This window comes from Paraburkholderia nodosa (genome assembly GCF_001718195.1).
GTDB classification, from domain to species: Bacteria; Pseudomonadota; Gammaproteobacteria; order Burkholderiales; family Burkholderiaceae; genus Paraburkholderia; species Paraburkholderia nodosa_A.
The window spans coordinates 16,676-29,174 of the sequence record NZ_MCNV01000007.1 but is presented as its reverse complement, the minus strand read 5'-3'; the positions used below and the strand labels follow the sequence as shown (position 1 = coordinate 29,174).

Annotated in this window: 8 protein-coding genes; 7 read left to right on the top strand and 1 reads right to left on the bottom strand. The window is 65.6% G+C overall.

What is annotated here, in order from left to right:
- The first annotated feature begins 44 nt into the window (after positions 1-44).
- The 7 genes from BFD71_RS14285 to BFD71_RS14255 all read left to right on the top strand — a co-directional run bounded on the left by BFD71_RS14285 (position 45) and on the right by BFD71_RS14255 (position 11,332).
- Complete coding sequence (locus BFD71_RS14285) at positions 45-1,439, top strand: NarK family nitrate/nitrite MFS transporter (RefSeq protein WP_069264832.1); 1,395 nt, start codon at positions 45-47, stop codon at positions 1,437-1,439.
- Positions 1,440-1,608: 169 nt separating this feature from the next.
- Positions 1,609-5,334 carry a nitrate reductase subunit alpha gene (locus BFD71_RS14280; RefSeq protein WP_069264830.1) on the top strand — a complete coding sequence of 1,242 codons (3,726 nt, stop codon included), beginning with the start codon at positions 1,609-1,611 and terminating at the stop codon, positions 5,332-5,334.
- Positions 5,331-6,884, top strand: coding sequence for a nitrate reductase subunit beta (gene narH / locus BFD71_RS14275; RefSeq protein WP_069264827.1), 1,554 nt, complete (start codon positions 5,331-5,333; stop codon positions 6,882-6,884). Before BFD71_RS14280 ends, narH begins: the two co-directional genes overlap by 4 nt.
- Positions 6,885-6,900: 16 nt before the next feature.
- Entirely contained in the window at positions 6,901-7,602 is a 702-nt protein-coding gene (narJ, locus tag BFD71_RS14270) for a nitrate reductase molybdenum cofactor assembly chaperone (protein WP_069264823.1), read from the top strand.
- Positions 7,599-8,282 carry a respiratory nitrate reductase subunit gamma gene (narI, locus tag BFD71_RS14265; protein ID WP_069264820.1) on the top strand — a complete coding sequence of 228 codons (684 nt, stop codon included), beginning with the start codon at positions 7,599-7,601 and terminating at the stop codon, positions 8,280-8,282. The genes narJ and narI overlap by 4 nt, the downstream gene beginning before the upstream one ends.
- Before the next feature lie 272 nt (positions 8,283-8,554).
- On the top strand, positions 8,555-10,564 hold the full coding sequence (locus BFD71_RS14260) for a type IV pili methyl-accepting chemotaxis transducer N-terminal domain-containing protein (RefSeq protein WP_083245256.1): 2,010 nt from the start codon (positions 8,555-8,557) through the stop codon (positions 10,562-10,564).
- A gap of 72 nt (positions 10,565-10,636) precedes the next feature.
- On the top strand, positions 10,637-11,332 hold the full coding sequence (locus BFD71_RS14255; protein WP_069264817.1) for a response regulator: 696 nt from the start codon (positions 10,637-10,639) through the stop codon (positions 11,330-11,332).
- 30 nt (positions 11,333-11,362) lie between these two features.
- Here the strand turns inward: BFD71_RS14255 and BFD71_RS14250 are convergent, their stop codons facing one another.
- Entirely contained in the window at positions 11,363-12,448 is a 1,086-nt protein-coding gene (locus tag BFD71_RS14250; protein WP_069264815.1) for an AI-2E family transporter, read from the bottom strand.
- Positions 12,449-12,499: the final 51 nt, after the last annotated feature.

The following is a 12,499-nucleotide window of genomic DNA, read 5'->3' as shown; positions in this document are numbered from 1 at the left end:
CCAACTTGCGCCGCGCGTGCGGCGCCTACTGAACGAGCACAATCATGTCCAAGTATCTCCTGACCCAATGGGAGCCTGAGAACGCCAGGTTCTGGCAGGCTTCCGGCGAGCAGATCGCCACCCGTAACCTGTGGATTTCGATTCCCGCGCTGATGCTGGCGTTCGTGGTGTGGTCGCTGTGGAGCGTCACGGTCGTCAATCTCGACAAGGGCGGCTTTCACTTCACCAAGAACGAACTCTTCTGGCTCACGGCGTTGCCCGCGCTTTCGGGCGCCACGCTGCGCATCTTCTATTCGTTTCTCGTGCCGATTTTCGGCGGCCGCCGCTTCACGGCGATCTCCACGGCGAGCCTGCTGATCCCGGCCTTCGGCATGGGCTTCGCGCTGCGCGATCCGTCCACCTCGTATTCGACGCTGCTCGTGCTCGCCCTGCTGTGCGGTCTGGGCGGCGCGAACTTCAGCTCGTCGATGGCGAACATCAGCTTCTTCTTCCCGAAGGCGCGCAAGGGTTTCGCCACCGGCCTCAATGCGGGCATCGGCAACCTCGGCGTCTCGCTCGTGCAGTTCGTCACGCCGATCGTCATCTCGACGGCCGTGTTCGCCGGCCTGCTCGGCGACGGGCACACCTACGTGAAGGACGGCGTCGAGCACAGCATCTGGCTGCAGAACGCCGGCTTCGTGTGGATTCCGCTCATCGTCGTCTCGTCGTTCGCCGCGTGGTTCGGCATGAACGACATCGCCGACGCGAAGGCCTCGTTCAGCGAGCAGGCCGTGATCTTCCGCCGCGCGCACAACTGGATCATGTGTTTTCTCTATGTCGGCACGTTCGGCTCGTTCATCGGTTTCTCGGCCGGCCTCGCGCTTCTCACGAAGGCGGAGTTTCCCGCCATCAACCCGACTGCATGGGCCTTCCTCGGGCCACTCGCCGGCGCGCTCACGCGCCCCGTCGGCGGCTGGATCTCCGACAAGCTCGGCGGCGCGCGAGTCACGCTGTGGACTTTCCTCGCGATGATCGTCGCGGTGATGGGCGTGATCGCGTTCCTGCCGGGCGGCGCGCTGGGCGGCGCACAAGGCAGCTTCGCCGGCTTCCTCGCGATGTTCGTCGTGCTGTTCGCGCTCACCGGCATCGGCAACGGTTCGACCTTCCGCATGATTCCCGTGATCTTCCTGACGCAGCATCAACGCGCCGCGAAGAGCAAGGGTGATGACGCACAGCGCGGCGCGCTCGCCGAAGCGGGCAAGGAATCGGCGGCGGTGCTCGGCTTCGCGGGCGCGATGGGCGCGTACGGCGGCTTCTTCATTCCGAAGAGCTTTGGCTCGTCGCTCGACATGACCGGCTCACCGGTCGGCGCGCTCGTGTGCTTCATCGGCTTCTATGTGGTGTGCGCGGTGGTGACGTGGTTCTTCTATGCGCGCCGCAACGCGTCCACGCCTTGCTGACCCGGATTAGTCCTTTGGGAGTAGTGCGAACTCTCCCGTTGATGAATGGGCAGGCAGGTGCCTGCTCGCCATACTCGGAACGATACGAGCGCGAGGCGCCAGGCTTGCAACGCGAGCGGGCGGCGACAGGCGCGATCGATCGATTCCAGCAGCAGTCCCGGAGAACGTGATGAGTTATTTTCTGGACCGGTTGAAGTTCATGTCGCGCGTGAAGTCGACGTTTTCGAAAGGCCACGGCGCGGTGGTGAACGAGGACCGCAAATGGGAAGACGGCTATCGCAGCCGCTGGCAGCACGACAAGATCGTGCGCTCGACCCACGGCGTGAACTGCACGGGCTCGTGCTCGTGGAAGGTTTACGTGAAGAACGGCCTGATCACGTGGGAAACGCAACAGACCGACTATCCGCGCACGCGCGCTGACCTGCCCAATCACGAACCGCGCGGCTGCCCGCGTGGCGCCTCGTATAGCTGGTACGTGTATTCGGCGCAGCGCGTGAAGTACCCGATGATCCGCGGGCGCCTGATCGAGATGTGGCGCGAGGCGCGCAAGACGCTCGACCCGGTCAAGGCATGGGCTTCGATCGTCGAGGACCCGAAGAAGGCGGCGCACTACAAGCGCGCGCGCGGCCAGGGCGGCTTCGTGCGCGCCGGGTGGGACACGGCCACCGAGATGATCGCGGCGGCCAACGCCTACACCATCGGCAAGTACGGTCCCGATCGCGTGATTGGCTTCTCGCCCATTCCCGCAATGTCGATGGTCTCGTACGCCGCGGGCGCGCGTTATCTGAGCCTGATCGGCGGGGCGTGCCTGTCGTTCTACGACTGGTATTGCGACCTGCCGCCTTCTTCCCCGCAAGTGTGGGGCGAGCAGACCGACGTGCCCGAATCGGCCGACTGGTACAACTCCACCTATCTCATGGTGTGGGGCTCGAACGTGCCGCAAACGCGCACGCCCGACGCCCACTTCTACACGGAGGTCCGCTACAAGGGCACGAAGACGGTGGCCGTGTCGTCCGACTTCGGCGAGATGGTGAAGTTCGGCGATATCTGGCTCGCGCCGAAACAGGGCACCGACGCGGCGCTCGCGCTCGCGATGGGCCACGTGGTGCTCAAGGAGTTTCACGCTACGGCGAAGTCCGCGTACTTCCGCGATTACGTGAAGCAGTACACCGACATGCCGATGCTCGTCGCGCTCGCGAAGCGCGACGGCTCGCTGGTGCCGGACCAGTTCCTGCGCGCGTCGCAACTCGCCGCGAATCTCGACGAAGCGAACAACCCGCAGTGGAAGACGCTCGCCATCGATTCGACCACGGGCGACATCGTCGCGCCAAACGGCTCGATCGGCTTCCGTTGGGGCGAAGGCGAGCACGACGGCGGCAAGAAGGTGGGCCGCTGGAACCTCGAAATGAAGGACGGTGGCAGCGGCCGCGAAATCGATCCGCGCCTTTCGCTCGTCGATCGGCATGACGAAGTGGTCGAGGTGGGCTTCCCGTACTTCGGCGGCGAACATGGCGCGCTGCTCGCGCGCCGCGTGCCCGTGAAGCGCGTGGCGCTGGCGGACGGCACGAGTGTGCTGGTCGCCACCGTCTACGACCTGCAGATGGCCAACTACGGCGTCGACCAGGGGCTTGGCGGCCCGAACGTCGCGTCCTCGTATGACGACGACGTGCCCTGCACGCCAGCATGGCAGGAGAAGCACACCACGGTGCCGCGCAAGCTCGTGATCCAGGTGGCGCGCGAGTTTGCCGACAACGCCGACCGCACGCGCGGCAAGAGCATGGTGATCGTCGGCGCGGCGCTCAATCACTGGTACCACAACGACATGATCTACCGCGGCATCATCAATCTGCTGATGATGTGCGGCTGTATCGGCCAGAGCGGCGGCGGCTGGGCGCACTACGTCGGCCAGGAAAAGCTGCGTCCGCAATTCGGCTGGGCGCCGCTCGCGTTCGGGCTCGACTGGTCGCGCCCGCCGCGCCAGATGAACGGCACGTCGTTCTTCTACAACCACACGAGCCAGTGGCGCCACGAGAAGGTGAGTCTCGATGAGATCCTCGGCCCCGGCGCGGACCGCGAACGTTACAAGAATCTGTCGATGCTCGACCTCAACGCGAAGTCCGAGCGCATGGGCTGGCTGCCTTCGGCGCCGCAACTGGGCGCCAATCCGCTCGACGTGGTGGATGCCGCGCAGCGCGCAGGCGCGCCGCCGGTGCAATACACCGTCGATCAGCTGAAGTCGGGCGCATTGAACTTCGCCTGCGACGATCCCGACAACCCTGCGAACTTCCCGCGCAACATGTTCGTGTGGCGCTCGAACATCCTGGGCAGTTCGGGCAAGGGGCACGAGTATTTCCTCAAGTACCTGCTCGGCACGCAGAACGCGCTGTTCGGCGACGAAGCCGACGCGATCAAGCCTTCCGAAGTGAAGGTGCGCGAAGCGGCCGAAGGCAAGCTCGACCTGCTCACCGTCCTGGACTTCCGCATGAGCACCACGTGCCTGTACGGCGACATCGTGCTGCCCTCGGCCACGTGGTACGAGAAGGACGACCTCAACACGTCGGACATGCACCCGTTCATCCATCCGCTTTCGGAGGCGGTGCAGCCGTTGTGGGAGAGCAAGACCGACTGGGAGATCTACAAGGCCATCGCGAAGACGTTTTCGGAGATCGGCGGCGCGCATCTGGGCAAGCGCACGGACCTCGTGTGCACGCCGCTCATGCACGACACACCGGGCGAACTCGGCCAGGCGTTCGAGCCGAAGGACTGGCGTCTTGGCGAATGCGATCTGATCCCTGGCAAGACCGCACCTTCGATGACGCTCGTGGAGCGCGACTATCGCGAGATCTACAACAAGTTCACGTCGGTCGGGCCGCTGCTCGAGAAGCTGGGCAACGGCGGCAAGGGCATCAACTGGAACACCGTGCACGAGGTGGGCGAGTTTGCCCGGCTCACGGGCATCCAGCAGAACCGCGGCGCGGCCGAGGGACGCCCGCGTCTGGAAACGGCCATCGACGCCGCCGAGATGATCCTCACTTTCGCGCCGGAAACCAACGGCCACGTAGCGGTGAAGGCGTGGGACGCGCTCTCGAAGATCACGGGCCGGAATCACACGCATCTGGCCGAAGGCCGCGAGCACGACAAGATCCGCTTTCGCGACGTGCAGGCACAGCCGCGCAAGATCATCTCCGCGCCCACGTGGTCGGGGCTCGAATCGGAAGAGGTGAGCTACAACGCGGGCTACACGAACGTGCACGAGCTGATTCCCTGGCGCACGCTCACGGGCCGTCAGCAGTTCTATCAGGATCACCGCTGGATGCTCGATTTCGGCGAGGGCCTGTGCAACTACAAGCCCGCCATCGACACGAAGACGACCTCGCCGATGCTCGGCGCGAAACCCAACGGCGAGCACGAACTCGTGCTGAACTGGATCACGCCGCACCAGAAGTGGGGCATCCACTCCACGTACACGGACAACCTGCGCATGCTCACGCTTTCGCGTGGCGGCCCGCACGTCTGGGTCTCGGAAGCCGAGGCGAAAGAAGCCGGGCTCGTCGATAACGACTGGGTCGAAGTGTTCAACGTGAACGGCACGCTCACCGCGCGCGTCGTGGTGAGCCAGCGCGTGCCGCGCGGCATGTGCCTCATGTATCACGCGCAGGAAAAGATCATCAACGTTCCCGGCGCGGAAACGAGCGGCATGCGCGGCGGCATTCACAACTCGGTCACGCGCACGGTGCTCAAGCCCACGCACATGATCGGCGGCTACGCGCAACTCGCGTATGGCTTCAACTACTACGGCACCGTCGGCAGCAATCGCGACGAGTACGTGATCGTGCGCAAGATGAGGAAGGTCGAGTGGCTGGAAGGCCCGATGAAGGAAGGAGCAGCATCATGAAAATCCGCGCCCAGGTGGCGATGGTTCTGAACCTCGACAAGTGCATCGGTTGCCATACGTGCTCCGTCACGTGCAAGAACGTGTGGACGTCGCGCGATGGCGTCGAGTACGCGTGGTTCAACAACGTCGAGACGAAGCCCGGCATCGGCTATCCGAAGGAATGGGAGAACCAGGAGAAGTGGAACGGCGGCTGGGTCCGCAACCCGAACGGCAAGCTCGAGCCGCGCCAGGGCCCGAAGCTCAAGGTGCTGGCCAACCTGTTCGCCAACCCGAACCTGCCCGGCATCGACGACTACTACGAGCCGTTCACGTACGACTACGAGCATTTGCAGAAGGCGCGCCTCTCGCAGACGCCGCCCACCGCGCGCCCCGTGTCGGTCATCACCGGCAAGAAGATGGACAAGATCCATTGGGGTCCCAACTGGGAAGACGACCTGGGCGGCGAGTTCGCCTCGCGCAGCCGCGACAAGCTGTTCGAGAACGTGCAGAAGGAGATGTACTCGACCTTCGAGAACACCTTCATGATGTATCTGCCGCGCCTGTGCGAGCACTGCCTGAATCCCGCGTGCGTGGCCTCGTGCCCCTCGGGCTCGGTGTACAAGCGCGAAGACGACGGCATCGTGCTCGTCGACCAGGACAAGTGCCGCGGCTGGCGCATGTGCATCTCGGGTTGCCCGTACAAGAAGATGTACTTCAACTGGAAGAGCGGCAAGGCCGAGAAGTGCATCTTCTGCTATCCGCGTATCGAGGCGGGGCAGCCGACCGTCTGCTCGGAAACGTGCGTGGGCCGCATCCGCTATCTGGGTGTGATGCTTTACGACGCGGACCGCATCAGCGAGGCGGCATCGGTTGAATCGACGCAGGATCTGTATCACTCGCAGCTCGACGTGTTCCTCGATCCGCACGATCCCGCCATCCAGGCCGAGGCGCGCCGCCAGGGCGTGCCGCAGAGCTGGCTCGACGCCGCCGCGCGCTCGCCCGTGTACCGCATGGCGGTCGAGTGGAAGATCGCGTTCCCGCTGCACCCCGAGTACCGCACGCTGCCGATGGTCTGGTACGTGCCGCCGCTGTCGCCGATCCAGTCGGCCGCGGACGCGGGCCATATCGGAATGGACGGCGTGATTCCCGACGTGGCGAGCCTGCGCATTCCCATGCGCTATCTCGCCAACCTGCTCACCGCCGGCGACGAAAAGCCCGTGATTTCGGCGCTCAACCGCATGCTGGCGATGCGCGCCTACAAGCGCACCCAGGCCGTGGACGGCGTGAACGACAACGCGGTTCTCGCGCGCGCAGGCCTCACACCCGAGCAGGTCGAGGACATGTACCGCACCATGGCGATCGCGAACTACGAGGACCGCTTCGTCGTGCCGTCGTCGCACAAGGAAATGGTCGAGGACTCGTTCAACGAGAAGGGCAGTTGCGGCTTCTCGTTCGGCAACGGGTGTTCGGGCGGCGTTTCCGAGGGTTCGCTGTTCGGCTCGAAGGTCGAAGGCAGCGTGGTGTATGTCGATATGCCGAAGTCGCGTCGCAAGACGCCGTCCGAAGCTTGAGCGGGAGGGCATCATCATGTCGATTTATCCGGTTCTCTCCGCGCTGCTCGATTATCCCGAGCAGCCCTTGCTCGACGCGCTCGACGAGATCGAAGCCGCGCTCGAGGCCCTGCCGAACGGTGCATTCGCAGCGCGCGAACTGGCGCCGCTCATCGCGGCGCTGCGCGAGCGCTCGCTCGTCGAGTCGCAGGAGGCGTACGTGGCCACCTTCGACCGCAATCCGCGCCACTCGCTGCATCTGTTCGAGCACGTGCACGGCGAGAGCCGCGCGCGCGGCCAGGCGATGGTCGATCTGCTCGACGAATACCGCAGCCATGGCCTCGACGTCGCGACGAGCGAGTTGCCCGACTACGTGCCGCTCTTTCTCGAAGTGCTCGGCCTGATTGGCGAGGACGAGGCGCGCGCGCTGCTGGGCGAGGCGATTCACGTGCTCGCGGCGCTCGGCAATCAGCTCGAGAAGAGTGAAAGCCCGTACGCGGGCATCTTCACGGTGCTGTGCGAGCTGACCGATGTCGAGCCGCTGCCGCTCGTGGACGCTCCCGTGCGCGACATGGACGAGGCGCTCGAACGCTTTGGCACCGGCGCAGATGGCGTGGAGCCGCTCGTGCACGCGTTCGGCGCGAGCAACTCGCCGCAGGTCGTTCAATTCCACCCGCGAGCGCAGTTTGCCGCGACCACTGCGACCACCGCGGCTGCCTGCGCAAAGGAATCGCCATGAACACGTTCAATCAGTTTTTGTTCGGCATCTATCCGTATATTGCCGCCGCCATCTTCCTGTTCGGCAGCCTCGCGCGCTTCGAGCGGGAGCAGTACACGTGGAAGGCGGACAGCTCGCAGCTGCTCTATCGCGGACATTTGCGGCTCGGCAATATCCTCTTTCACGTCGGCGTGCTCGGGCTCTTCTTCGGGCATCTGTTCGGTCTGCTCACGCCCGTCGCCGTGTGGGACTGGCTCGGCGTGCCGCACGCGGTCAAGCAGCTCGTGGCGATGGTCGCGGGCGGCGTGATGGGCTCGATGTGTCTGGTGGGCCTCGCGATCCTGCTGCACCGGCGGCTTTCGAATGCCCGCGTTTCGGCCGTGACGCGGGTGGGCGACAAGGTGCTGCTGTTGTGGCTGCTCGTCACGCTGCTGCTCGGGCTGAGCACCATCGGCGAATCGGCGAGCCACATGGACGGCGCGATGATGGTGCGGCTCATGACCTGGGCGCAGCACATCGTCACGTTCCGCGGCGACGCCGCGAGCTACGTGGCAGAAGCACCGCTCATCTTCCGCATGCACCTCTTCATGGGCATGACGCTGTTCGTGATCTTCCCGTTCACGCGGCTCGTGCACGTGTGGAGCGGGTTCGCCTCGATCACCTATCTGTCGCGCGCCTGGCAGCTCGTGCGCAGCCGCTAGCGGCCAACGTCTGCCTCTGGACGGCCGTGGGGATGGCCGTTCATTGCGGGGAGCGAGACCCACTCGCATTCCCCGCTTTTTTTCGCGATGCGCACAGGTCGGGGGCGGCGCGACGTGGTTCGCCAGGACTTGCCCGGGGAGGCAGGTGATCTGACGCATAGTGTCGCAGTTGGCCGTGCAGACCGCGACATAGCGCGCGATCGGCCGCGCTCCGTCCGATAATGTCGATACAGGCGCCGCCGCTTCGGCGCAGCCGATTCCCGGTCCCGGCCATGACTCCGTCTTCCGATTCCGCAACCGCATCTGCCGCTTCTGCCGCATCCTCCGGCGCGCACGAAGCGCCGTTCCAGAAGCGGCTCTCCACGCGCATCGTTGTGCTCTCCACGGTTGCGCTGGCGCTCGTGCTTGCGATGATCAGCGGCACGCTCTGGCTCTCCTGGCAGCTCGAAGGCGGCGGCGCGGCGATCAACGACGCGGGCAGCCTGCGCATGCGCGCGAACGCGGTGGCGATCGCGCTATGGGAAGCCCGCACCGGCCAGCCCTCGCAAGTCGACGCGCAGATGCACCAACTCGACGAGACGCTGCGCGAATTGCGCGACGGCGATCCGGCGCGGCCGCTCTTTCTTCCCGCAGACGCCGGCATCCACGCGCAGTTCGAACGCGTCGCGTCTGCCTGGAGTCACACGCTCAGGCCCGCTGCGCTAAGCGACCTCGCCGCCAGCGGGGGCGAGCCCTCGATGTATATCGGCCTGCTGCCCGGTTTCGTCGACGACGCGAACCGGCTCGTCAGCCTGATCGAGCGCGAGAACGCGCGCAAGACCGCGTGGCTGCGCATTTCGCAGGTCGCGCTCGCGGCGCTGTCGTGCGTGGGCACGATGGCGATCGTCTATTTGCTTTACCAGTGGTTCGTGGCGCCTGTGCAGCGCTTGCAGGACGGGCTCGCGCGCATCGAGGCGCGGGAGTTCGACACGCGGTTGCCGGTCGAAACGTACGACGAGTTCGGCCATCTCACGCAAGGCTTCAACCGCATGGTCGCGGAGTTGCAGGCGCTGTACCAGGACCTTGCCGGGCGCGTGGACGCCAAGACCGCGCAACTGGCGGCGCAAAACCGCGAACTCGCCACGCTTTACGAGATGGCGGCGTTTCTCAATACGCCGGGCCCGGCGGAAAGCCTGTGCCACGATTTCCTCACCCGCGTGATGCGCGAATTCGACGCCGACGGCGGCACGGTGCGAGTCGTTTCGCCTGACGACGGCAATCTGCATCTGCTCGTCTCGGAAGGCATGCCCGAATCGATCACGCGCGCGGAGCAGTGCATGCCGGCGGCGGACTGTGCGTGCGGCGGTGCCACGGCCGAGGCGCCGGTCGTATTCGGCCTGGTGGCACAGCCGGGCACGCGCACGGCCGGCGGCGAAAGCGGCGAAAGCGGCTTGAGTGGGGCTTTTACGCAGCGCTGCCTGAAGGCGGGCTTCTTGAGCGTCGCGGTGTCGGCCATCGTCGCTCAGAACGAGACGCTCGGCACGTTCTCGCTGCACTTCCGGCGCGAGCGGGAGATTCCGCCTTCGGGCGTCCAGCTGCTCCAGACGCTCGGCCGCCACCTGGGCGTCGCGCTCATGAACCGGCGGCTCGTGGCGCTCGGGCGCCAGCTCGCCGTGTCCGAGGAGCGCAATCTCGTCGCTCAGGGGCTGCACGACAGCATCGCGCAAGGCCTGAGCTTCCTGAAGATGCAAGTGCACCTGCTCGATGGGGCGGCGCAGCAGGGCGATCTCGACGAGATTCGCGAGATCGTGCCGCTGCTCGCGGGCGGCGTAGAGGAGAGCTACGACGACGTGCGCGAACTGCTGCTGAATTTCCGCACGAAGCTCAGCCCAGGCAAGCTGCGCCTCGCCGTGGAGGACACCGTGGCGCGCTTTCGCCGCCAGTCGGACGCCGAGCTGACGCTCGACTATCGCGACGAAGACGGGCCGCCGCTGCCGCCCGACCAGCAGCTGCAGGTACTTTTCGTGTTGCAGGAGGCGCTCTCGAATGCACGCAAGCATGCGCAGGCGCTGCACGTACAGGTGAGTGTCGTGAACGCGCGCGACTTCCGCCTCACGATCGAGGACGACGGCGTGGGCTACGATCCCGCCGATATCGCCTCGCGTGGCGAATCGCATGTGGGCTTCCACATCATGCATGAGCGCGCGCGACGTCTTGCCGCCGTGCTCACGCTGCAGAGCGCGCCGGGGCGCGGCGCGCGCGTCGAACTGGTATTGCCCGCCGCGAGCCGCATGGCCGCGTAAATATGGCCAATGAACCTCGTCGATGGCGTTACGATCAAAATCAGAAGACATCGCGACAAAACAACGATCCCCATGACCATACGCATCCTGCTCATCGACGACCACACGCTCTTTCGCTCGGGCGTGAGTGCGCTCCTGCAGCGCCAGCCTGACCTGCAAGTGGTGGGCGAGGCGTCGGACGGCGTGGAAGGCGTCAAGCGCGCGAAGCAGCACCTGCCCGACGTCATCCTGCTCGACCTCAACATGCCGGGCCTCTCCGGGCTCGAAACGCTGCAACTGCTGGTGGAGGATCTGCCGGACACGGCGGTCCTGATGCTTACCGTCTCCGAGGAAGCCGACGAACTCACCGCCGCGATGCGCGAGGGCGCGCGTGGCTTCCTGCTCAAGAGCATCGACGCCGACGCGCTCGTCGCGGCGATCCGCAAGGCCGCGAGCGGCCAGCCGGTGATTACCGAGCACATGACGGTGAAGCTCGTGGAGCAGATGCGCAAGCCTGCGCAGTCGACCGGCGCAACCGGCACGACTGGCGCCGCGCGCGCGAGCGCGGAGGCGCTCACGGCGCGCGAGCGCGACATCGTGCGCGAACTGGCGCGCGGCGCGAGCAACAAGGAGATTGCGCGTGCGCTCGACCTGGCGGAGAGCACGGTGAAGATTCACGTGCGCAACATTCTGCGCAAGCTCAATCTCACGAGCCGCGTGCAGGTGGCGATCTACGCGATGGGGCACGACGGCATGACCGACGTGCCCGGCGAGCCGCGCGGGCGCTGAAGGCCGCGCGCGGGTCTGGGAAAAACGGGCTCAGACGAGCCGCAGATAGATCAGTTCGCGCTTGATATACGCGTAGAAAATCGGCGCGGCGACCACGCCTTGAATGCCGAACGCCGCTTCCATCACGAGCATCGCGACGAGCAGCTCCCACGTGCGCGCCTCGATCTGGCCGCCCACGATGCGCGCGTTCAGGAAGTATTCGAGCTTGTGGATCAGGATGAGGAACACGAGCGCCGTGACCGCCGCGGGCAGGCTCACGGTGAGCGCGATGGCGACGATCAGCGTGTTCGAGATCAGGTTGCCGATCACGGGCAACAGGCCCACCACGAAGGTCACCACGACCAGCATCTTCGCGAGCGGCAGCGGCGCGTGAAACAACGGCAGCGCGAGCAGGAGGAAGAGGCCGGTGAACACCGTGTTGATGGCCGAAATCTTCACCTGCGCGAACACGATGCGGCGGAACGCGTCGGCGAAACGCGACACGCGCGCGACGAACGCGGTCGAAAGCGGCAGCCGGGTGGCGTTCTTCTGCGCGCCAATGGCGATGATCGCGCCGATGATCATGCCGATCACGATATGTCCGAAGATGCGCGCGGCGTTCTTGCCGCCCTGGCCGAGCTGGGTGGCGTGCTCGTGCATGAGCGCGAGCGCCTTGAGCTTCATCTGGGCGACGTCTACGGGCAGATAGGCGGCAATGGACTCGGGAATGCGCCCGCGCGCCTGGTCGACGAATGTCATCATCTGCGCCATGACCTTCTGCACGCTCGGCACGTCGTTTTCGAACTGCTCGATGACGCCCACGGTGAGCCCCGTGAGCACGCCCACGATCACGATGGAAACCAGCACCACGGAAAGCCAGCGGGCGCGGCTGCTCGACATGCGCCGCTCGATGAGCGGCGAAATGGTATGAACGAGCTGGAAGACGAGCATGCCCGCGAGCAGCGCGCCGAGCAGGTTCAGGTGCAGCACCGCCAGCATGCCGGCGAGCGCGGCCACGTAGCTGCCGATTTCCACTGCCGAAAGCTTCGGCAGGCTCATGTCGCTCGTGAGCCTGACCGGCCGTGGCCGCAGGTCGCGCACCTGTTTATCTTCCGTCGCTTCGTTGCGCTTGACCATGTTGGGTGTATTCCGTCTCCAAACTTCGGGGGCGCACGCGCCCCTGCCCCG

Coding starts and splice junctions, on each gene's coding strand:
- BFD71_RS14260 (WP_083245256.1), top strand. CDS start 8,555: ATGACTCCGTCTTCCGATTCCGCAACCGCATCTGCCGCTTCTGCCGCA.
- narH (WP_069264827.1), top strand. CDS start 5,331: ATGAAAATCCGCGCCCAGGTGGCGATGGTTCTGAACCTCGACAAGTGC.
- BFD71_RS14250 (WP_069264815.1), bottom strand. CDS start 12,448: ATGGTCAAGCGCAACGAAGCGACGGAAGATAAACAGGTGCGCGACCTG.
- BFD71_RS14255 (WP_069264817.1), top strand. CDS start 10,637: ATGACCATACGCATCCTGCTCATCGACGACCACACGCTCTTTCGCTCG.
- narJ (WP_069264823.1), top strand. CDS start 6,901: ATGTCGATTTATCCGGTTCTCTCCGCGCTGCTCGATTATCCCGAGCAG.
- BFD71_RS14280 (WP_069264830.1), top strand. CDS start 1,609: ATGAGTTATTTTCTGGACCGGTTGAAGTTCATGTCGCGCGTGAAGTCG.
- narI (WP_069264820.1), top strand. CDS start 7,599: ATGAACACGTTCAATCAGTTTTTGTTCGGCATCTATCCGTATATTGCC.
- BFD71_RS14285 (WP_069264832.1), top strand. CDS start 45: ATGTCCAAGTATCTCCTGACCCAATGGGAGCCTGAGAACGCCAGGTTC.